This is a genomic window from Listeria cossartiae subsp. cayugensis (assembly GCF_014229095.1).
GTDB classification, from domain to species: Bacteria; Bacillota; Bacilli; order Lactobacillales; family Listeriaceae; genus Listeria; species Listeria cayugensis.
In genome coordinates this window covers 54,889-76,389 of the sequence record NZ_JAARZC010000005.1, presented here as the reverse complement: position 1 = coordinate 76,389, position 21,501 = coordinate 54,889, and the positions used below count along the sequence as shown (strand labels likewise).

Genomic DNA, 21,501 nt, shown 5'->3' with positions numbered 1-21,501 from the left:
TAAATTTCTTCATATACATTGGTTAGCGTTTGTCGGTTCGTTTTGTCAGGAAGTCGCCGATAAACTGGAAAATAAAGACGATAATTAAGATAATAATGGTCGCAAGTACGGTTACATCAGGTTGTCCGCGTTGGAACCCTTCTAGATACGCCGCATTTCCGAGGCCACCAGCACCAATGACACCTGCCATCGCGGTGAAACCCACGAGTGAAATTGCTGTCACTGTAATACCAGAAATAATCGCTGGCAAAGCTTCTGGGATAAGCACTTTACCGATAATAGTAAACATGTTGGCACCCATCGATTTTGCTGCCTCGATAACCCCTTTATCTACTTCACGAAAGGCAATTTCTACCATTCGGCCATAAAACGGAGCAGCCGAGATAATTAAAGCTGGCAGTGCTGCTTTTGGTCCAATTACTGTGCCGACAAGCGATTTTGTCATCGGTAAAAGTAGTACGATTAAAATAATAAATGGTATGGAGCGGAACACATTAACTAAGATTGCTGTAATCCAGTAAAGAATGCGCGCTCCGGCATGTTTTTTGTTGTTTGTTAAAAATAGTAGTAAGCCTAGTACAATCCCTAGTAAGAAGACTGCAAACAATGAAGTTAGCGTCATATAAAGCGTTTCTTGGGTCGCGACCCACATCATTTGAAAATCAACATTTGGGAATAATTCTTGTAATTTAGTCATCGTTCTAACACTTCCGTTTCTACTTTAAGTTGACGTAGTTGTGTTAGACTCGCATTTATCGCATCATCTGTACCTAAAATCTGTACGTAAAGCGTTCCGTATGCGCCGTTTTGTGTTTGCGTTAAGTTGCCGTGAAGGACATTTAGCAACACATCATTTTCTTTTGCTACTTGGGATATGACTGGTTGGGTGGCATTTTCGCTCATAAAGAGTAGTTTGACGATTTTGCCTTCGGAGTAATTATCTAGGAGTAAGTGGATGAGTTCTTCGGTTTCGTCTGAGTCAGTAACTTGGCGAACAAAGCGCTGTGTTACTTTTTCTTGGGGGTGGCGGAAAACATCTAATACGTCGCCAAGTTCGACAACTTTTCCGTTTTCCATTACTGCGACGCGATTACAAATTTTTCGGATCACATGCATTTCATGGGTGATAACGATGATTGTTAAGTTGAGGCGTTTATTGATATCTAGGAGGAGTTCTAACACTTCATCGGTTGTTTGTGGATCGAGTGCGGACGTTGCTTCATCACAAAGCAACACTTTTGGGTTATTGGCAAGTGCTCTTGCAATGCCGACCCGTTGTTTTTGACCACCGCTTAGTTCCGCTGGATAGGCGTTTTCTTTACCTTCCAAGCCAACAAGACGGATGAGTTCATTTACACGAAAACGTCTTTTTTCACCGCGTACACCGGCAATTTCTAACGGGAATGCGATATTTTCTGCGACTGTTCGCGACCATAATAAATTAAAATGTTGGAAAATCATCCCGATTTGTTGACGCGCTTTTCTGAGTTTCCCGCCGCGAATTTGACTAATCAGTAAATTATCGACTTCAACAGATCCTTCTGTTGGTAATTCCAGTCCATTAAACATCCGAATCAGCGTACTCTTACCAGCTCCGGAATAACCAACTACACCAAAAATCTCGCCTTGTTCAATTTCTAAATCAACATGGTCGACTGCGAGAACTTTGTTGTTTCTAGACGCATATTCTTTTACAACGTTCTGTAACGTAATCATCTCTATCACCTTTTCTACATTCTGATATACAAAAAAGCCTCTCTGCTGATGAGCAGAAAGGCAGCATTTTTTCAAATGGACTAGCTTCCTTCTCATCTTTCAGAACAATTCGCTGTTCTGCATGACTTAGCACCTTAAACACATAATGAATTACTGTTTAGGTTGCTGGGTTTCATAGGGCATTTCCCTCCACCACTCTGGATAAGATTTCTACATATTATTAAATCACTTCATTTGTGACTATAGTGACGTTTCTTGTTTTTTCATATTACCTTGTCTAGTAAACTTTGTCAATAACTTTTTCACTTATATTGATTTATTTGTAAGTTATTTCACTAACTATACAACTATTTCCCATTTCATCTTCACTAGCCATTTGAGAGGCTATTTTGATTTGGGCCCTATTTTGATATTTTAATTCGCTATTATTCACTTGAACTATGTACATAAATACCGCAATCACCGTGATGCAAGCAACAACAATTAAAACAATATGTTTTTTCATTTTCCTCTCCTCCGTGATTTATATTCTACCGAAAGAACATAAATCACGAGGAAAGAAACATTTAAGAATTGTTAAAGATTAAATCAGCGGCAATTTGACGATAAAACTGGTTTTGCGGTTTTTGCTTTCTGCGGTAACAATTCCGCCGTGTTTTTCAACGATAGATTTAGCAATCGCAAGCCCTAAGCCTGTTCCTGTTGTCGTCCGATTTTTATCTACTTTATAAAAACGTTCGAACAAGTAAGGTAAATCGACGTTCGGAATTTCTTCGCCGTAGTTTGTCACGCGAATAACCGCCATATTATCTTCTTTTTTAGCGCTGACATCAATTTGTTTATTGCCTTCTCCGTATCTAAGCGCGTTTGAAAATAAATTCTCAAACAAGCGCATAATTTGGTTACCATCGCCGCCGATAATTAATTTATTGGCATCAAAATGTTCGACGATTTGCATATTGCGTTCCGCCGCTCGTCCGTCATATTCCGCGACTAATTGTCGGAGCAATTCAACAATATCCAGCTCATCTTTCTTCAATCGGTATTCTACGCTATCAAGCCGCGTATAAGAAAATAAATCATCAATCAATTTATGCAAATGGCGTGCTTTCCCGTAAACAAGCTCGGTATAATAACGTAGCTCAATTTCATCGCGATAACGATCTTCGTGAATATAACTTAAATACCCTAAAATCGAAGTAAGCGGCGTCCGCAAATCATGGGAAACATTCGTAATTAAGTCATTCCTAGCTTGTTGCGCTTGTTCCTCTTGCTGCATTAATTTTTTCTGCCGTTCCCGCATATTTTCAATGTTGCGTTCCAATTCTTGGATTTCCGGCACAAAGCTCTCGGTATCGACCGGTTTCCCGTCATTTAGCGCAAAATTGATTGTCCGTAATTGTTTTTTCAAGATTCTTTGGCGCATGAAACGATAGAAAAAGGAAAAGAATAAACAAGCGATCAAAAAGATAATCAAAAATTTCAGAGATAGCATCCAAAAAGATTGCATGATTCGCGTATATTTATTCGTTCCAAATAATTGCACGATGGCTTGTGATACTTCTCGTAAAAACAAGGAATCATCACGAATAGAAATGCTCCATAAATAGATAGTTTGAATAGTAAGCAAAGCCAAAACCCAAGAAATAACTGCAAAAAAAGTCGCCTGCCAAATATTCATCACATGACTAATTTTCGTAAACAACATTTCCAGTTTAGATTTCAATTTTGTACCCTACTCCCCAAATGGTCTTAATCACATTTTCGCCGCCCATCGCCTCTCGCAATTTATCGCGCAAATTACTAATATGAACCATGACCGTTTTACTTGCTCCAAGTGCCTTCTCTTGCCAAATTTTCTCGAAAATATATTCGGAACTAAAGACGCGACCAGGTTCACTTGCTAATAAAAATAAAATATCAAACTCAGAAGTTGTCAAGTGCAGTTCTTTGCCGCTAACGGTTACTACGTGCAGTCCGCGGTCGACCACGATAGGCCCAATGACCACTTTATCTTGGCTAACAGGCTCCGCTTGGCTCATTTGCTGCATTCGTCTTAGAATCGCTTTTACGCGTACAGAAAGCTCTAATGGGTTGAACGGTTTGACCATATAATCATCCGCTCCTGTTAATAGCCCCATAATTTTATCGTTATCTTCTGCTTTTGCGCTCAGCATTAAAATCGGCGTCAAAATACCATTATCTCTCATTAATCGGCATACTTCTAAGCCGTTCATTTCAGGCATCATTATATCTAATATCACTAAAGTTGGCTGTTTTTCTTGCACTATACGCCATACTTCCGCACCATCGTACGCTTGATAAATCGTATATCCTTCATTTTGCAAATATAATTTTACTAAATCAACAATTTCTTTATCATCATCCGCAATTAAAATAGAGGTTGTCATACTCATTGTCCTTTCCATTCTTATTTCTACCTATTGTAACACTTTAGCAACAAATCGAATAGAAAGAGCTTATGTCAAACTCTAGTAAAAACGCGTTCTTCTTCTGGCTCTAAGTGGATTAGAACTTCCGCCTTCGAGTAAAAATTCATAATCTCCGCCTCAATTTCATCACAAAGCGAATGCGCACTTTCAATTGTCATCGTGGAAGATACGACTAAATGAAAGTCAATATATTCCTCTGCGCCAGCTCGTCTCGAACGAAAATCATGAAATTCAATAAATTTTGTTTTATGCGTTAAAATAATTTGCTTAATAGCCTCTTCTTCGTCCGCTGATAAACGTTTGTCCATTAATGGTGGGAAAGACTCTTTTAATAGTTTATATGCCTCGTACATGATGTAAAACGCCGTTAAAATCGCAATGACCGGATCTAGCCAAAGCCAGCCAGTTATGTATACAAGGAACAAACTAAGCGCAATACCAAGCGAAGTGAAAACGTCTGTATACAAATGTAATGCGTTCGATTTCATCGCAACCGAATTCGCTTCATCTGCGGCTTTTTTGATGACACGTGACACAATAATATTCACAATCGCCCCAAATAGCATTACCATAATACCAAGCGCTGGAAAACGGATTTCGTGTGGATTTACAAGTTTATTAACCGATTCAACAATAATCCAAATCCCCGCCACAAAAATAAGTAACGTTTCAATTGTTCCCGCAATATTTTCTGCTTTTCCATGTCCATATGGATGATCTTCATCGGCCGGTTGATTAGAAATCCGAATCGAGAAGAAAGTGATGATTGACGCAAATAAGTCCATTGACGAGTGAATCCCCTCAGAAATCACTGCCACCGAACCTGTAAAAAAGCCGACAATCAATTTAAGTACAACAATTACAAAATTACTACACACAGATAAAATAGTAAGATTAGAATGGTTCATAGAAAAAGCCTCCGATATATTATGTTTCACTAAAAATCTCTCTTTATAAAACACGTAATTTAACAACTTGAACATCTTACCACAAGCAGCAGAATTGTGTCTATAGCAATGTTTTTAGCTAAATACAGGTCTATATCGGGGGCGAAACTTTTTTGCGCTAGGGCAAATTTTAACACAGAAAAAATCCCTGTATTACTTAACTATACAGGAATTCAAAAATAGCGGTTGCATCGTGTAATTGATAGCTCAAATCTGCTGGCTGACCGTCCTTGAATTTTACTAGCGCCGGGACAGAAGTGATTTCAAGGGCTTGCGCAATTTCAGGCACGTAATTTAAATCAACTTTTGCAACTTCATGATTTATCCCATCCGCCTCCAAAACCACGTCTACCAATCGACTTGCTATCTGGCAGCTACCACACATCGGCGTAAAAAAGAAAACGACAAAGTCCGCGCCATTTTTTTGCGCTGTGCTTAAAGTCTCTTTTTCCCAAATTTCCAGAAAAAACGCCTCCTATCAAAAAAGCCAGCTTCGGTTATCCCAAGCCGGCCTCCTAAAATTAATCTAATACTTTTTCGTAATCATCACTTGATAAAAGAGCCGTTACGTCCGCTTCTTCCACTTCTTCAAGTTTTAAAATCCAGCCTGTATCGTATGGATTACTATTAATTAATTCTGGTTCATCTTCTAACATTTCATTAACAGCAACTACTTTACCAGTTACTGGTGCGTAAAAATCAGATACTGTTTTTACAGATTCAATGCTCCCAATCGAGTCGCCTTTTGCTACAGTATCGCCAACTTCTGGCAATTCAACAAACACGATATCCCCTAATTGATCTTGAGCAAAGTCAGTAATCCCAATAACATAACTACCATCGTCCGCTTTCACCCATTCATGTTCTTCTGTGTACAATAAGTCTTTTGGTAAACTCATTTTCAAAACTCCTCCTTTTTCGTGCAATTATCTATATTGACTATTTCCAAGTTGCTTCAAAATCGTCTTCTTTAAAACCAAGCGTTACTTCTTTGCCATTCGTTGTTAATGGTCGTTTGATTAACATACCATCTGAAGCAAGTAATTCATAAGCTTCCTCCGGTGAAAGTGTATCGAGTTTGTCTTTCAGTCCTAGTTCACGGTATTTAATACCACTAGTGTTAAAGAAACGACGGATTGGAAGCCCACTAGCTTCATGCCATTGTTGTAATTCTGCGGCAGTCGGGGTTTCAGTCTTAATGTCTACTTCTTTAAAATCAACGTTTTCATTCTCAAGCCATGCTTTTGCTTTCTTACAGGTGCTACATTTTGGATACCAATAAAAATTAATCATTTTGTCTCTCCCTCCGATTGCATTCTATTACTATCATAGTGCATTTTTTCGGAAAGTACAAATGGCAACACTTAGAAAAAAGCAGAGAGTTTGAAAGCGCATTCACTCAACTTCCAAAAAATACAAAAGCCATTATCGACTTCTGTATTTTTACTTTTATGATACTTGATTTTCTTGTTTTACTTCAAACATTGATTTCTTAAAGTTAAACCTTATCCCGAGTACGAGCCCGACTGCCATCATATTCCCGAGCAAGGCACTACCACCGTAACTAATAAACGGAAGCGGGATACCAGTAATCGGGAGCAAACCAATATTCATCCCGACATTTTCCAGTACGTGGAACATCAGCATCATTACAACACCCGTACAAATATAAGAATAAAACGGTACAGCCACGTCAAGCGCGACACGAATAATTTGGTAAATGAGCAAGAAATAAATTGCCAGTAAAATACTAGCGCCGATAAAGCCATAATCACCGGCTACAATGGTAAAGATAAAGTCATTATGATTTTCTGGAATCGCAATCGCGTCATATCCCGCACCGTTTCCAGAAATCTGTCCGGAACCAATTGCCGTCATCGCTCGCAGCACTTGATAGCCCCCGCCTTGAGGGTCATTTTCCGGGTTAATCCACGTCGTAATCCGCTCAAATTGATACGGTTTGAAACCAAGACTCGTCAGCCAATTTTGATGATAAATAACCATCCAAATCAGCGCCGTCCCAATCGCCGCAATCGAACCAAACAGCGGCACGATGATTTTCCAAGTAATCCCGGAAATAAGAATCATTCCCGACATAATTGCAATAAATACTAGCGCCGTCCCTAAATCGGGTTGCAACATAATAAGAATAAGCGGAATTAATGTAAATACGCCAATTTTTAGTAGTAACCAAGCATCCATTTTCAAATTATGAACCTTGTACGTCCGGTTATGATCCCAAATCACTTTCGCTAGAACGACAATTAAGATAACTTTTACAACCTCAGATGGCTGAATGTTCCCTAAAAACGGAATAACAATCCAGCTTTTCGCACCTTTTACTTCCTTCCCAAAAAGCAACACAAATACAAGTAAAAATAGACCTAGTCCATAAAAGTAATAAGCCCATTTCGTAAGCCGGTCATAATCTAGTTGCATCACGACAATAATCGCAAAGGTCGAAACCACGAACCACATACCTTGCTTAACAACAAAGTTTGCGTCGTATTGATTATTTGTTAATTGCGCACTATAAATGGACACCAAACTGATTATCATAAGTAACATCATCGATAAAACAATCCCGTAATCAATGCGTCCAGCTAGTTTATTTTGTTGATTCATTATTTAATTACTCCTTACTGGTTGGTTTGATAAACAAAACTAACTCTTTCTCCCAAACAGTTTAAAAAAGAAAATCACATGAAACGATTTCCTTTTTCTAAGTTAACTTCCGGAGCATTATATCTCGCCGATAACACGAGCCCAAGTGCCATAAACGCGCCAAGAAGTGAGCTTCCCCCATAACTGACAAAAAGTAGTGGAATACCGGTAATTGGAAGAAGACCAATCGTCATCCCGATATTTTCTAAAACGTGAAATAAAATCATCGAGCAAACACCCGTACAAATATACGAGTAAAAAGGAATATTTATATCTAAAGCCACTCGAATTATTTGGTAAATCAGTAAAAAGTATAACATAATAAGCACACAGCCACCAATGAAACCGAAATTCCCACCAACAATGGAGAAAATAAAGTCATTATGGTTTTCCGGAATCGCAATCGCCTGATTACCAATCCCATTCCCTTGCAATTGCCCTGAACCAATCGCCTGCATCGAACGCAGCAGCTGCATCCCATCACCAAGCGGATCTTCTTCGGGTCTTAACCAAGAAGTGATACGTTTAAATTGGTATGGTTTGAAGCCGATTTTTTGTAATACTCCGGGGCTATACATAACTAAATAAATTAAAGTCCCGCCAATAACAGCAATTGAACTAAAAACTGGTAATAAAATTTTCCATGTTACACCACTAATAAATACCATACCAACAATAATCGCAATAAATACTAAGATTGTACCAAGATCCGGCTGAAGTGCTACTAGACCCAGTGGAAGAATAGAAACAATACCTATTTTTAAAAGTAATTGCATATCTAAGCTTACGGTATGTAATTTATATTTTTTATTATGGTCCCAAATGACTTTTGCAAGTGCTAAAATCAAAAAACTTTTCATTAATTCCGATGGTTGCAAGCTCCCAAGCGATCCGATACTGATCCAACTCTTAGAACCTTTTCGCTCGTCACCAACAATTAGTACAAGTACAAGAAGTAAGTTACCAATTCCATAAAGATAGTACGCCGCCCATTGCAGCTTATCATAGTCGAAAAAAAGTACAATAACAACAACTACTCCAGTAGAAATAACAATCCAAATAGACTGTTGCAATAAGAAATTATTTGTATATTGGTCGTTTACTAACCCCGCAACATAAATCGCTACAAGACCAATGACACATAGCAACATCATTAAAAATATAATCGAATAATCTACTCGAACCGCCTTTTTTCTATTTCTAGCCATTGTTTTCCGCCCTTTTATGTTTAAATTTAAATGTAAAGAGGCTGCTATTCTTAAAAAGAGCAACAGCCTTCATCTATTATAATAAAGTTTACCTTGGATAGGAAGCTTTTTCACCAAATTCTAATCTTCTTTCTGTTTTCTTTAATATTCAAACCGGGTCGAAGCAAGTGGATGAATATGCTGTTTTCCGTCTTTTTCGGTAATATCCGCCGTAATGTGGAAAACATCGCGAAGCAGTTCGGTAGTGAAAACCTCTCTAGGCGTCCCATTTTTGACTAATTGTCCATTTTCACACACAAAAACATAATCACTGTAAATCGCCGCTTGATTTAAATCATGTAGAACGAGCACGATGGTTAAATTATATTCTTTATTTAAGTGGACGAGTAAATCTAGCAATTCCAGTTGATGCGCAATATCCAAATAAGTAGTTGGTTCATCTAGTAGTAAAATCGGTGTTTTTTGTGCGAGCGCCATTGCTAGCCAAGCGCGTTGACGTTCCCCGCCTGACAATGAATGTAGCGGTCGATAAGCCAATTCTTCTAAATTACACACCTTAATGGCCCACTGAATTACAGCTTCATCCTCTTCTTGCAAAGTGGACAACCAACTCCGGTGTGGCAAGCGACCGTAAGCAACCAAATCATGTACCATCACATCGACCAAACCTTCTGGCGCCTGCGATAGCATCGTCATTTTTTTCGCTAAATCTTTGGAAGGAATCTCAGTAATTTTTTTTTCGTCCAATAAAACTTCCCCACTATCAGGTTTCAAAAGGTGCATCATTAAACGAAGCATAGTCGATTTACCCGAGCCATTTGGACCGATAAGTGTAGTTATTTTACCTTCTGGAATGCGCGCACTTACATTTTTCATTTCAAAATCTCTTTTACGCGCGAAAGAGACATTTTTCAGTTCTAATGCTGGTTTCATGAGGCAACCCTCCCTCTTTGAAGTAGGAATAAGAAGAATGGTGCGCCGATCATCGCTAGCAAGATTCCAACTGGCAACTCAATTGAACCAAACCAGCTTCTCGCCGCTGTATCAGCAAAACCAACTAACAACGCCCCGCCGAGTGCGGATAGTGGCAGTAAATACTTGTAGTCATTACCGATAATTAAACGGAAAATATGCGGCACTACTAGTCCAACAAAACCAATCAACCCGGCTACGCTGACCGCAACCCCACTTAGAAACGCCGCCAACATAATAATGAAAAAGCGATGTCGTTCTACAGAAAAACCAAGCAATTTCGCTGCATCGTCCCCAAGTAGCAACACATTGGAAGAACGAATCGCAAAACCACTTAAAACAAATCCAACCAACATATATGGCCAAATCATATCCAAATGATACCAACTTTTCCCAGAAAGCGTCCCTGTCATCCACGAGATAACACTTTGGACCCGGTTACTATAAAGCACCATTACACCAGACGTCATCGCCCCAATAAAGGCATTAATCGCAACCCCGGACAAAATAACACGTAACGGAGAAACGCCGCGATCCCATGCAAGTAAGTAAATTAAAATGGCTGTACCAAATGCACCTAAAAACGCTCCAATCGGCACAAAAGAAGCTAATGCCGGAAATGCTAATGTCATTAAAATTGCAACAAATCCACCGCCCGCTGAAACCCCAATTACACCCGGATCAGCTAACGGATTCCGCATCACACCTTGCAGTAAGCAACCAGCAATTGCCAGCGCCGCCCCAACCAAGAACGCGATTAATAAGCGCGGCAAACGTAAATTCCAAATCAATTGATTCGCAAGGTCGCTCCCGCCACCAGTCAAAGTTTGCCAAGCGTCACCATATGTAACTTTCACGGACCCAGTTGTCAGTCCGTAGAAAAAAGCTAAAATAAGTAAAACAATTACTACAATAAAAGTTATCCGTCTACGTTTTCGCCGCGGATCGTGCGCCTTCACAGTTGTCATTAGTTATCCACCTTATTTATTTCATCTGTCATATAATCCAATGCTTGATCAATTTTTATACCGGGATTCGTTCCGAAAAGTTCGGCCGGAAGTACGACAATATGATCATTTTTAACGGCGCTTGTTGAGTTCCAAGCTTGGTTTTGTTTCATTTCTTTCTTAAATGCTGCTTCTGTTTCTTTTTCGTCCCCGCCGTGAATCATTAAGAAAATCACTTCTGGGTCAGCAGCAACAATTTTTTCCACATTTATAGAAGCATATTGCGGAAAGTTTTCTACGCCTTTAAAATCTTTCGCGACGTTTTCTCCACCAGCAATTTCTAACACATTTCCGCTTAACGAAGATGGAAGTGCGGCGTAATTACTTCCGGGAGCTCCAAGAACAAGAAGCGCGCGTACTTTTTTACCTTGTTGCTTTTGCTTCACTTCTGCTACCTTTTGATCAATACTCGCTTCTAACTCTTTGGCTTTCGTTTCTTTGCCTAAAAGTTCGCCAAGTACGGCTGTTTGCTTTTTAATTTCGTTAATTGAGTTTGCTCCAGTTAATACGACTTTCGGGCCGACGCCTTCCATCGCGGGAACATCTTTTAAATTTTGCTCGGAACTTGCTACAATCGCATCTGCACCAAGAGCGGCAATTTTTTCTAAGTTTAAATCATGGGTATTACCCACTTCTGTTGCCTTTTTCGCACCATCTGGAACACCGCTTGCGTCCGTCGTTTGGCGACCAACCACCGTTCCACCTAGCGCATAGATAATATTCATATCCGCATTTGTTAGCGCGATAATTCGTTCTGGTTTTTTATCAAAAGAAACATCGCGACCAGCCATATCTGTTATTGATAGAGCCGCTTTCGCTTTTGTTTCGTTTTTGGTTGTTTCATTATTTGTATCCGTTGCAGTATCATTTCCACACGAAGCAAGGAGTAGTGCGGCTGTTATACTTAACGTCAATATAGTAATTTTCTTCATAATTCCCCTCCACAATACTGTCCTTTTCATTTTACTAAATTATAACACGATATTCAAAAAGACGAACCCCTAATTGAGAATTATTTTCATCTATACACAAATAGTCGATATTTTCCAGCTGATACTTTATAATTAACATAAGGAGGCGCTGAAAATGACCGACAATCTTTTTCCAAATCTATCGCATGAAAATTGCAAAGAAACTATGCCCCCAGTCACAACAGAACAATTCAAAGAGGCTGCCATTCTCGAGAAGAATCGCAAACTTGAAGAAATTTTAAACATCGTTGATAAAAAGAAGCCAAGTATTAAAAAATAACGAGGACCTGTTCGCGCAGGTTCTTTATTTCACTTTTAATTCCGAGTTAACTCATAAGATAAGTTATATTTATTTTATTTCGCTCAAAAATCATGTATACTAGAAAAAAAGACACGTCAGGAGGCCCTTACATTGGCTATTTTAGAACTTAATTTCAAATCTGAATGTTTAGCTATGCAAACAAGTGTAACGGTGATTTTGCCCGAAACAGAAACACTTTACCATGGCTCGATTTCTAAATATAAAACATTATATATTCTTCATGGCTTATCCAATAACCACACAACTTATGTACGTAATACGAATATTGAGCGCTATGCTACGGAAAAAGGGCTCGCTGTCATCATGCCCGCAGCAGATCATAGCTTCTATTCTAACATGGTCCACGGTCGCGACTTTTTCGCGTTTGTTAGCACAGAACTTCCACATGTGATGAAAAATTGGCTGCCACTTTCCGACAAAAGAGAAGACACTTTCATCGCTGGGCATTCCATGGGTGGTTACGGTGCGTTCAAAGTTGCACTTACTTTCCCAGAAAAATTCCAAGCCGCGGCAAGTATGTCCGGCGTCATGGATATTAATTATATCATTAAAGAAGACTGCTTCGAAAATTTTAGCACGCGTGCCATCACCGGCGAAATGACTAGCCAAACTGGTACGGAAAATGATCTCTTTCATTTATTAGAAACCAACCTAAACAACCAAATCGAATTACCAGCCCTTTTCCAAAATTGCGGCACAGAAGATTTTCTTTATGAAGATAATATTCGTTTCCGCGATTTTGCGCTTGCCAATAATGCCCCGCTAGAATATCGCGAAGGTCCCGGCGACCACGACTGGGAATTTTGGGATAAAAGCATCAAGGAAATCATCGACTGGCTACCACTTTCATAAAAAGAAGACTTGGACACGCATCCAAGTCTTCTTTTTTAATGCGTAAATCCGTAAGAGTCGTTGCGGCCTTTGTCATGATAAAGCACTCTGGCATGCTCTAAATTATGCAGCGCATCTCTGAAATCAGCGGCAAATTCTTCCGCCACATTATGACCCAAATCTGCCCGACAAACAAAGCGCTGAATAATAGTATCACTTAAATCAGCCGGTAATGGATACGCCGGAACTTGCCACCCCTTCATCAAAAGCTGATCAGCAAGATCGTACAAAGTCCACTCCACATCAAGCCCATCTTTCATTTTGTAACAAACAATTGGCAAATTTGCGCCATCATTAATAATTTCAAAATAGCCACTTTTTTCTACTGTTTTTGCAAGGTAAAGCGCCGTTTTCTTTGTTTTTTCGTGAATTTCTCGGTAGCCTTCAAAGCCATAACGCAAGAAATTATAATACTGACCAATAATTTGGCTCGCACTTCGGGAAAAGTTAATTGCCATCGTCGGCATCGATCCACCTAAATAACTCACTTCGAAAATAAGTTCTTTTGGCAAATATTCTTTATCTTTCCATAAAATCCAACCAACACCTGGATAAACTAAACCATATTTATGACCAGAAGTGTTTATCGAAACTACATTTTTAAGTCGGAAATCCCAAGGTAGTTCTGGGTTCACAAATGGCGTAAACATCGCACCACTCGCTCCGTCAATATGAATAACTAACTGATGCTCATTTGCTTCATTATAAATTTCTACTTTTTCGTCTAACAAAGCAATATCATCAAATTTGCCAGTATAAGTGATACCTAAAATCCCGACAATCCCAATTGTATACTCATCGACGAAATCAAACACCTTGTCCACATCGATACTAAGATGCTCTTCATCCATTGGTACGACACGCATATCAACATCCCAGTAGACACAAAACTTCTCCCAGCACACTTGATAACCTGATGAAATAATTAAGTTAGGGCGTTTTGCCTGAATATCTAACCCGCGTTTTTCCGCATTATTACGCCAGCGAAACTTCATCGCCAAACCACCAAGCATGCAAGCTTCCGACGAGCCAACTGTGGAAGTTCCTAGATAAGTCATATCTTTTGGCGCATTCCATAAATCTGCCAAAATATTGACACAGCGGTTTTCCAGTTCTGCCGTTTGCGGATACTCGGATTTATCAATCGCATTTTTCGCAAGTGTTTCCGACATCAGTATTTCTGCTTCTTTTTCCATATACGTCTGGCAAAAAGTCGCCAAGTTTTGCCGCGCATTTCCTTCATCCATCAGCTGATCTTTCACAAGTTGATAAGCAATGCGCGGTTCCATCGGTTCCTTTTTTAAGACATATTTTGGGATACTAGTACTTTCTTCCTCAGATCCAAAGAGCGGGATTCGATAACTTTCATGTTTTCGCTTGTCGTTTTCACTATAAAGCATCTTTCTTCCTCCTTTTAAATAGCTGATCATCTTCACTCACCAATACCCTTAAACCAAAGGGCCAAACCGTTCAATTTTTCACAATAATTTGTTATACTACGATGGTACATAAAAGGAGGTTCGTTATGCTTGATTTAATTTTTCCACTTTTGCTCATTATTCTTGGTATTACCTACCGGGTCAATCCGCCTAAAAATAAAGAAAGTCGCTTTAGTTACCGGACGAAAGCTTCTTTAAAAAATGAAAATACTTGGCAAAAAGCACATCAATTGCTTGGAAATTACTGGATAATTATCGGTATTTTGCTTCTAGTTCTATCGCTCGTGTTAGCTTTCATCCCGATGCACGCTTTTATCCGCAGCTCCGTTTTATTAACGACAAGTATTTTCGCCGTGCTATTTTCCGTCATTTTAGTTGAGAAAAAATTACAATAAAAAAAGCACCGCGCTAAGCAGTACTTTTCTGTAATCCATTACATATAAGTCCAAAAAAATTTAGTCTTCCTTTTTAATCATCGTATTACGTTCTGTGACGCGATAAATATGAATTGTAAGATAGACACGTTCGTCTCTTGTTAACTCTGTATGATGCGTATTAATTAAATAAGCGTCAATTTTTTTCGTGCATTTAAAAGCTTCGGGGTACTTGAGTTGCACTTGTTCGTATAAAAAGTCATCGCCGGAATCGACAATTTCTTTTCGAAGTAAACGTTGTGCGAAATACTGTAAATGTGTAATAAAACGTGTGTAATTCAGTGAAGTTTCATCTAAAACCATGCCATAGTGATAAGTGACGATACTTAAAATATCTTGAACAATTTGGGTCATTGCTACTGTCATGTGCATTTGTTGTCCATCTTGTCTAGCATTTACAATGTGAAGTGCGATAAAACCTGCCTCATCTTCATCCAAGCGAATGCCAACTTCTTGCTCGATAAAATCTAATGCCTTCATGCCAACTAAATATTCCGCATGATAAAATCGTTTTATTTCCCATAATAGTGCGTTTTTCAAATTAATACCTTGATTATACCGTGACACTGCGAAGTTAATATGGTCTGTGAGAGTCAAATAAATATTGTCACTTAAATCTGTTTCCAGCGTTTCTTGCGCATACTGGACAACATCATCCGCAACACGTAAATGTTTCAGTGGTATCTCGCTAAGTAATTCAGAGAGCTTTTCTGAAAGTTCATGTGTTTCCATTACGAATGTTTTCTCAATATTGGCTACCTCCACCTCATCGCCAATCTTCTTTTGAAAAGCAAGACCACGGCCCATCACGACAGACTCCTTGCCACTTTTACCCTCGGCGATTACAACATTGTTATTCAGTATTTTTTTGATAATCATGCATTTTCACCTCTTTCAAAAGAAAAAAACCCAAACTAATTCCAACGCTATTGATACCAAAATAGCACTTGAATTAATTCAGGTTTTGCCTGCCTTAGCAGTAACAATCCTATGCTTTTCTCTAACATTATAGTACAAAAAGAAACCGATTACAAGTGGTTTTTGATATTCAATTTTAGATTACTTTATATCTTCCCTACTTTACCACAACTTATTCATTGACATGTAGTTTTCTGCATGCTATTTTTGGCTGGAGGTGATAAATTATGGTAACACGCTCGAAGCAAATTTTTATTAACTTGCCTGTAAAAGATTTACAAGCAACCATCGCTTTTTTCACGGAACTTGGCTACGAATTCAACCCGCAATTCACAGATGAAAATGCTACCCAAATGCTCATCGGGGAAAATATTTTCGCCATGCTCTTGAAAGAAGATTTCTTCCAGACTTTCCATAAAGAAGGCATCGCTGACACAACAAAAGCACGCGAAGTCCTCATCACAATCACCCAAGATAGCCGCCAAGATGTCGACAATCTCGTCGATCGTGCTCTAAAAATTGGCGCCAAACAAGCCGGAGAAACGCAAGACTTCGATTTCATGTATAGCCGAAGTTTTCTCGATTTAGACAACCACCTATGGGAAATCGCTTATTTAGACGAATCCGCTTTAAAATAAACATCAAAAGCCACTGGAATTCATTTGATTCCAGTGGCTTTTTTAAATTTCCGTATTTTCTTCATAGCCCAATCATAATGGCTCGATGCGCTTGAAATAAAAATAGCCCCAAGCGAAGTGGTATTCGTCCATTTATAATATTTCTTTGTAAATAATTCCTCGTTCGAATGTTCAGCAATTAAAATCATTTCTTTATTGTGAGTTTCATCCAGTAATTCTCGCGCACATGTCAAATCCGTCGTTTGATACTTCTGCCAAATAACCAAATTCAGTTCCGGCGTCGTTTTCCACGTATAACCTTCCGCTGGCATAAATGGCTTCTTGCCGCTCATACCAATTCGGTACCAATTAAGCGCCATCTTATGCCATTCATGCAAATGCACTAAAACATCGCGAATATTTTTATCCCGGTCCTCAAAAGGAAACGCGAGCTGCTGAGATTCTGTTGGGATAGAATCAATTAAATCATTCAACTGTTGATACTTTTCCGCACTTTGTTGCAGCAATTCCTCTTTATTCTTCGGTCTCGCCATATAAACATGACCCCTTTCTAACAAATATGTAAGTTTAAATACGTATTTCGTCGCCTTGCACGAGGGATTAAAACGCCATTTCCCTATAAAATGGAAGATATCACTCAGCAAAGGATGGATGAACATGAAAAAAATCGTTATCATTATTATGAGCTTACTAATACTTATCGGGATCGGATTCGGGGCATATTACTTTAAAAACGCCAACCGACTAGGAGCAGATGTTTCCTATGTTAAGATTACGAAAGACGGTGAAATGGGCAAAAAAGTAAGCTTCAACTATTCCTATACACTTCCTGCATATGATGAAACTGGCAAAGAAACAGAAGTGACCCTTTCTGCAGACAAAAACTTACGCAAAGGTGCTTATTTGAAAATCTACAGCAAAAAAGATAAAGGCGTAACTTCATTTGAAGAAGTCGCAGAAAAAGACGTCCCATCTAAAGCAGCAGAAAAACTAAAATAACAACGAAATCTCCTCCTTGCGAGGGGATTTTTTATATCGAAATGTATACCTCTATTTTTCCATTAGTATGATACCACTCAAAATCGGTTCTATACGCACGCTCTAACTCACTATCCCGCGCCCAAATCTCCTGCCAAGCTTCCTCGACACCTTTATGATTGGCATTATCGACCTCAAACACCAAATACTCCCCTGCTGCGATTACTGCGCTGTTCACTTCATCCCAGTCACGCGTTCCAACCAATAAATCGTAGTCACCCTTATAATCACTTGCATAATTACTATATACCGCAAAAATATCTCCAGCAGGCTTCTCTACCATCACTTCACCCCAAAGCTCTGCAATCGGACTAAAATTCCCATTATTTGCGCGTATCTTTTTCCCGAAAATTTCTTTATTCTCTTGTAAAATCATCTTTTGCCGCCTCCTTTAAAATCATTATAGCGAACAAAACCTGACAACTATCTGTCAACAATTCAAATTAAAATAAAGTTTTTCTACCTCGGCTTTATAGTCTTTTTGAAGCGATGCCGGTTCTAAAATTTTCACAGCGCTACCAAACATCAATAAAAATGGAATTATTTGCCGCTCCAAATCATAGAGAAAAGTCACACGCACAAAATCTTCCTCAATTTCCATTTCTTCCCACAAAAAATAATCCAATAATTTCCCGAGCTGATTTTTCGGGAATTCCAAAACGATTCTTTCCATTTCTCCGGGCTGGTACTTGGTTTCTGCAATTTCCATAATCGCTTTATCGATTTCCTTCAAAGCAGTTATCCGGGTTACTTTAAAATGACGTACCGCTGCTCTTTTGTGGCAATAAGCTTCTAAATACCAACTACCATCCATTAAGTTTAGCTTCTGCGGTGAAATTTCGCGCTCCGTTTCTGTGCCACTCATGGCGATATAACTAATTTTTAGTTGTTTATTTGTTGTAAAAGCTTTTTGGATGTAGGCGATTTTCCGCTTCACCTCTGCTTCAATTTGGCGGCGGTGTTGTGTCGCAGAATCAAAGAAAATATGATTACTCGCCGGTTTTTCTGTTTGCAACAAAGTGATTTTTTCTCGCAACGTTTCTTGGCTATCATTCAACATAAACTCCGACCGCGCCTCTAACGCCTCCAGCAAAATCTGCTTTTCGGCCTCAGAAAAAGTAAATGTCGCTAATTTATACGTATCGAGCATCGTAAATCCACCATTTTTGCCCGGCAAAGAAACGACTGGAAATCCCGCGTACAAAAGTGTCTCCATATCTCGGTAAATCGTTCGCGTACTTACTTCAAATTTTTCAGCCAGCTCACTTGCCAGTACTTTTCGCTCCAAAATCATGACTAATATCGCTAAAATCCGTTCTAATTTCATCCCAAAATCCCCGCCTTCTTATCGATCAAAAACCCATGCATACGTAATGGATAAAGTTTCTCGCATCATTTTCTTATATTTGCCGGCTGATTGTGATTTCGCTGGAAGCCCTGACGCGTCAACACCTTGGCGCTTCGCTAACATTAACGCACGGTACATATGATAATCACTCGTTACAATCACCGTTTTCCCTAAATTAAATTTCCCCTTACTATATTTAAGATTTTCTTCCGTTCTTGTCGATTTATCTTCCATATTAATCCGACTTCTAGCAATTCCTTGATTAACTAAATATTCTTCCATGACCGACGCTTCCGAGGCACTTTCATCCTCGCCTTGCCCGCCGCTAACAATGACTTTCAACGTAGGATTTTCATTTAAATAAGTCACAGCAGTATCCAATCTTTCCTTTAGTACTGACGACGGTTCTGCCGGATCCCCGTTCACTCGCGCACCTAAAATAAGTACAGTATCCGCATTTTCATTCGGTTTTGCTCTCGTTCCACTAAACATAAATGCCGCTACAATTAACAAATATATAAATCCAATTGCAATTAAAATAACAAAAATTTTTCTAAGACGTATCATCTAGCTCGTCCTCTCTTTAGTTCTTTAATTATAGTTTAGCAGAAGATTGTAAATAAAAGAGAAAGAAATGATCAAGTTAAGAGAAAAAAGAAAAACAAAGGTCACTTAAAGCTATATCAAGAGCTTTATTTAATTTTTCTTTTTGTTTAGCAGTTAATTCCATGGTATTTATTTGATTACTAACTTCACTATTTTGATTTTCAAAGTATGCTCTCAATAAGTTGTCTTTTTCTTTATGAACGTTTTTTACAAATTCTTCCGTACTCATTGACAGACTCCCTATAATGTCACTTTGTTTATTTTCATCGTTACCCTTGGACTTAAATACTGCTAATAAAAAAAGCTACAAACAGCTTCATAAAGCCATTCATAACTTTTTTCATTTTATGGAGATGGTGGGAGTCGAACCCACGTCCAGAAATATCGGCACTTAAATATCTACGAGCGTAGTCACCGTATTAGCATTTCGCATAAACATCGGCCCGGTAACAGGCTTCCATTCAGCTAGTCTGATTAAGCTCTTCTATTTAACCTCAGACGGAGATTAACTAGTGTAGCCCACTTAGAGTGAGACCCTTACCGTAGCACATGGGCGATGCACGGAGGATCAGCTATGCTACTGCTTATTAGGCAGCGAAAGCTAGGTTTTGTTTTTCTTTGCCAGTTATTATTGGCTTTGACGTTGATAACGAGGACGATCCCCCCGACTCGCAACTCAAGCTCGAACTATCCCTGTCGAATCCGTAACATCCCCAGAGTTAAAGTCTAACAGTAGTTATTATACAGGAAAAAACGGGGCTTTACAATCAGAAAAAACTTGTGACATAGCCAAATGCGCAACTATTATTTAGCATGTCACAAGTTTTCAATTAATTAATCGTTATTTTTACCGAGTAACTCATAACTTCGCCTTCTTCTACATAAGGCTCTATGCCATTAAAATCGATTCCAATGGTGTATTCGCCTTTATCAAGGGTACTTGTCGGTATAATGATTTGCTTCGTCACTTCGTCGTAATCTACTGCATACGCGTTGTAAATTTCTTTCTCATTTGAATCATGAATCCAAACTTCTTGAAAACCACTAATTCGGCCTAAATCATCCAGTTGCGTATAAATTGGTAAAGTAATAGTTGTATCCTCACCAAAAACAACATTTTGATCTGGTAAAGTTCCAATTTGACCTAGTAAGATTACTTTATCCACAATGGTAGGTGGCAACACATTTAAATAATTATAGCTTAAATCCATACTTACCAAACTATCCAAATGAGTAAAATCAGTCATTTCTGTTCTAAATTGGTTCGTTTGGAAATTTACTTTCTGCAAGTTTTTCAAGTTTGTAAAATCTGGAACGTCTTCTGAAGCGAGTCCACAATTGCTCATCAACAAGGTTTCGAGCTTAGGAATATTAGAAAAATCTGGTAAGCCGCCAACAATAGTTCGACCACTAAGATCCAGATACGTTAACTCTGGGTAGTTTTGATAATCGGGTACTGTAATGTTTGCAGCTAGTATGTCGGATGTTTGGACCCATTCCGCTCTTAAAGTATCTAATTTGGGCAAGGTTGGTAAATCGGGAAAACCTGTAAACATCGTTTGAGTAGGATAAATCATGATATTGTTTACATTTGTAAAGTAAGCATTTCCCAGCATTTGTAAATCTTCGTCCGTTAGATAATCGCTAAAATAACCCAACCCTAAAGACGTCACTGCATCTACATCATCTTGGGTAATTACATCTGTCACATTTGTTTTACCAAAATTCTCCACCATATCTTTTGCTAAATTCTCATCTGGAAAAACATCAATTATTCTGGCTGGTAATGGGTAAATATCTGTCACGGACGCACTTACATCGATTGTTTTAAAAGAAATGACGCCAATGATAATCATACTAACTACTAGAAATAATTTACACAAATTTTTCATTATCTCTCCTCCTTCAAGTATAGGACGGGAAAGATTT

27 protein-coding genes, 1 other RNA gene and 1 riboswitch are annotated in these 21,501 nt (G+C 38.8%); of the genes, 5 read left to right on the top strand and 23 right to left on the bottom strand.

Annotated features, from left to right (window positions below; all coding sequences use genetic code 11):
* Positions 1–22: 22 nt before the first annotated feature.
* From HCB49_RS13240 to HCB49_RS13175, 14 genes are all read right to left on the bottom strand, one after another.
* Positions 23–697, bottom strand: coding sequence for a methionine ABC transporter permease (locus HCB49_RS13240; protein WP_185399445.1), 675 nt, complete (start codon positions 695–697; stop codon positions 23–25).
* Entirely contained in the window at positions 694–1,716 is a 1,023-nt protein-coding gene (locus HCB49_RS13235; protein ID WP_185605211.1) for a methionine ABC transporter ATP-binding protein, read from the bottom strand. The genes HCB49_RS13240 and HCB49_RS13235 overlap by 4 nt, the downstream gene beginning before the upstream one ends.
* 89 nt (positions 1,717–1,805) lie before the next feature.
* Positions 1,806–1,924, bottom strand: a riboswitch (SAM riboswitch).
* A gap of 108 nt (positions 1,925–2,032) precedes the next feature.
* On the bottom strand, positions 2,033–2,221 hold the full coding sequence (locus HCB49_RS13230) for a hypothetical protein (RefSeq protein WP_185530268.1): 189 nt from the start codon (positions 2,219–2,221) through the stop codon (positions 2,033–2,035).
* A gap of 78 nt (positions 2,222–2,299) precedes the next feature.
* A complete protein-coding gene (gene cesK, locus HCB49_RS13225; RefSeq protein ID WP_185481071.1) occupies positions 2,300–3,442 on the bottom strand; it encodes a histidine kinase CesK in 1,143 nt (380 codons plus the stop codon).
* Positions 3,432–4,127 carry a response regulator CesR gene (gene cesR, locus HCB49_RS13220; RefSeq protein ID WP_185481179.1) on the bottom strand — a complete coding sequence of 232 codons (696 nt, stop codon included), beginning with the start codon at positions 4,125–4,127 and terminating at the stop codon, positions 3,432–3,434. Before cesR ends, cesK begins: the two co-directional genes overlap by 11 nt.
* Positions 4,128–4,201: 74 nt before the next feature.
* The gene (locus tag HCB49_RS13215) at positions 4,202–5,077 is read right to left on the bottom strand and encodes a cation diffusion facilitator family transporter (RefSeq protein WP_185481072.1); all 876 of its coding nucleotides are present in this window, start codon (positions 5,075–5,077) and stop codon (positions 4,202–4,204) included.
* 196 nt (positions 5,078–5,273) lie between these two features.
* Positions 5,274–5,501: a thioredoxin family protein gene (locus tag HCB49_RS13210; RefSeq protein ID WP_260448802.1), complete on the bottom strand. Its 228-nt coding sequence runs from the start codon at positions 5,499–5,501 to the stop codon at positions 5,274–5,276.
* A gap of 136 nt (positions 5,502–5,637) precedes the next feature.
* Positions 5,638–6,015 carry a glycine cleavage system protein GcvH gene (gene gcvH, locus HCB49_RS13205; protein WP_185605210.1) on the bottom strand — a complete coding sequence of 126 codons (378 nt, stop codon included), beginning with the start codon at positions 6,013–6,015 and terminating at the stop codon, positions 5,638–5,640.
* A 40-nt stretch (positions 6,016–6,055) separates the two neighbouring features.
* A complete protein-coding gene (locus HCB49_RS13200) occupies positions 6,056–6,409 on the bottom strand; it encodes an arsenate reductase family protein (protein WP_185397077.1) in 354 nt (117 codons plus the stop codon).
* Positions 6,410–6,565: 156 nt separating this feature from the next.
* Positions 6,566–7,741 (bottom strand): rod shape-determining protein RodA, encoded by a 1,176-nt coding sequence (gene rodA, locus HCB49_RS13195; protein WP_185530270.1) that lies wholly within the window; start codon positions 7,739–7,741, stop codon positions 6,566–6,568.
* 74 nt (positions 7,742–7,815) lie between these two features.
* Positions 7,816–8,988 carry a rod shape-determining protein RodA gene (gene rodA, locus HCB49_RS13190; protein ID WP_185392288.1) on the bottom strand — a complete coding sequence of 391 codons (1,173 nt, stop codon included), beginning with the start codon at positions 8,986–8,988 and terminating at the stop codon, positions 7,816–7,818.
* 141 nt (positions 8,989–9,129) lie between these two features.
* On the bottom strand, positions 9,130–9,921 hold the full coding sequence (locus HCB49_RS13185; RefSeq protein ID WP_185605209.1) for an ABC transporter ATP-binding protein: 792 nt from the start codon (positions 9,919–9,921) through the stop codon (positions 9,130–9,132).
* Positions 9,918–10,928, bottom strand: a complete 1,011-nt coding sequence (locus HCB49_RS13180; RefSeq protein WP_185481076.1) for a FecCD family ABC transporter permease — start codon at positions 10,926–10,928, stop codon at positions 9,918–9,920. Before HCB49_RS13180 ends, HCB49_RS13185 begins: the two co-directional genes overlap by 4 nt.
* A complete protein-coding gene (locus tag HCB49_RS13175) occupies positions 10,928–11,899 on the bottom strand; it encodes an ABC transporter substrate-binding protein (RefSeq protein WP_008948677.1) in 972 nt (323 codons plus the stop codon). Before HCB49_RS13175 ends, HCB49_RS13180 begins: the two co-directional genes overlap by 1 nt.
* Positions 11,900–12,053: 154 nt before the next feature.
* Here HCB49_RS13175 and HCB49_RS13170 point away from each other — a divergent pair, with 154 nt between their 5' ends.
* Complete coding sequence (locus tag HCB49_RS13170) at positions 12,054–12,218, top strand: hypothetical protein (RefSeq protein ID WP_008948678.1); 165 nt, start codon at positions 12,054–12,056, stop codon at positions 12,216–12,218.
* A 132-nt stretch (positions 12,219–12,350) separates the two neighbouring features.
* Complete coding sequence (locus HCB49_RS13165) at positions 12,351–13,112, top strand: alpha/beta hydrolase (RefSeq protein ID WP_185605208.1); 762 nt, start codon at positions 12,351–12,353, stop codon at positions 13,110–13,112.
* Positions 13,113–13,147: 35 nt separating this feature from the next.
* On the opposite strand, the gene gad is transcribed toward HCB49_RS13165, so the two are convergent.
* The gene (gene gad, locus HCB49_RS13160) at positions 13,148–14,551 is read right to left on the bottom strand and encodes a glutamate decarboxylase (RefSeq protein ID WP_185605207.1); all 1,404 of its coding nucleotides are present in this window, start codon (positions 14,549–14,551) and stop codon (positions 13,148–13,150) included.
* Between the two features lie 125 nt (positions 14,552–14,676).
* On the opposite strand from gad, the gene HCB49_RS13155 reads away from it, so the two are divergent.
* Positions 14,677–14,985 carry an SdpI family protein gene (locus HCB49_RS13155; RefSeq protein ID WP_185605206.1) on the top strand — a complete coding sequence of 103 codons (309 nt, stop codon included), beginning with the start codon at positions 14,677–14,679 and terminating at the stop codon, positions 14,983–14,985.
* 60 nt (positions 14,986–15,045) lie between these two features.
* Here HCB49_RS13155 and licT read toward each other — a convergent pair whose 3' ends face one another.
* On the bottom strand, positions 15,046–15,903 hold the full coding sequence (licT, locus tag HCB49_RS13150; RefSeq protein WP_185481081.1) for a BglG family transcription antiterminator LicT: 858 nt from the start codon (positions 15,901–15,903) through the stop codon (positions 15,046–15,048).
* Positions 15,904–16,169: 266 nt separating this feature from the next.
* Between licT and HCB49_RS13145 the strand changes: the two genes are divergently transcribed.
* The gene (locus tag HCB49_RS13145) at positions 16,170–16,580 is read left to right on the top strand and encodes a VOC family protein (RefSeq protein WP_185605205.1); all 411 of its coding nucleotides are present in this window, start codon (positions 16,170–16,172) and stop codon (positions 16,578–16,580) included.
* A 20-nt stretch (positions 16,581–16,600) separates the two neighbouring features.
* Here the strand turns inward: HCB49_RS13145 and HCB49_RS13140 are convergent, their stop codons facing one another.
* Positions 16,601–17,113, bottom strand: a complete 513-nt coding sequence (locus tag HCB49_RS13140; RefSeq protein WP_185605204.1) for a ClbS/DfsB family four-helix bundle protein — start codon at positions 17,111–17,113, stop codon at positions 16,601–16,603.
* A 124-nt stretch (positions 17,114–17,237) separates the two neighbouring features.
* Between HCB49_RS13140 and HCB49_RS13135 the strand changes: the two genes are divergently transcribed.
* Positions 17,238–17,579 carry a YxeA family protein gene (locus tag HCB49_RS13135; RefSeq protein ID WP_185605203.1) on the top strand — a complete coding sequence of 114 codons (342 nt, stop codon included), beginning with the start codon at positions 17,238–17,240 and terminating at the stop codon, positions 17,577–17,579.
* Positions 17,580–17,610: 31 nt separating this feature from the next.
* Here the strand turns inward: HCB49_RS13135 and HCB49_RS13130 are convergent, their stop codons facing one another.
* The 6 genes from HCB49_RS13130 to HCB49_RS13105 form a co-directional block, all read right to left on the bottom strand.
* The gene (locus tag HCB49_RS13130; protein ID WP_185605202.1) at positions 17,611–17,994 is read right to left on the bottom strand and encodes a GyrI-like domain-containing protein; all 384 of its coding nucleotides are present in this window, start codon (positions 17,992–17,994) and stop codon (positions 17,611–17,613) included.
* A gap of 54 nt (positions 17,995–18,048) precedes the next feature.
* Positions 18,049–18,945 carry a helix-turn-helix transcriptional regulator gene (locus HCB49_RS13125; RefSeq protein ID WP_185605201.1) on the bottom strand — a complete coding sequence of 299 codons (897 nt, stop codon included), beginning with the start codon at positions 18,943–18,945 and terminating at the stop codon, positions 18,049–18,051.
* 18 nt (positions 18,946–18,963) lie between these two features.
* Positions 18,964–19,533 carry a YdcF family protein gene (locus HCB49_RS13120; RefSeq protein ID WP_185605200.1) on the bottom strand — a complete coding sequence of 190 codons (570 nt, stop codon included), beginning with the start codon at positions 19,531–19,533 and terminating at the stop codon, positions 18,964–18,966.
* Positions 19,534–19,609: 76 nt separating this feature from the next.
* Positions 19,610–19,801, bottom strand: coding sequence for a hypothetical protein (locus HCB49_RS13115; protein WP_185573895.1), 192 nt, complete (start codon positions 19,799–19,801; stop codon positions 19,610–19,612).
* Between the two features lie 116 nt (positions 19,802–19,917).
* Positions 19,918–20,287, bottom strand: a transfer-messenger RNA (tmRNA) gene (gene ssrA, locus HCB49_RS13110).
* A gap of 115 nt (positions 20,288–20,402) precedes the next feature.
* The gene (locus tag HCB49_RS13105; RefSeq protein WP_185605199.1) at positions 20,403–21,464 is read right to left on the bottom strand and encodes an internalin N-terminal domain-containing protein; all 1,062 of its coding nucleotides are present in this window, start codon (positions 21,462–21,464) and stop codon (positions 20,403–20,405) included.
* Positions 21,465–21,501 lie beyond the last annotated feature (37 nt).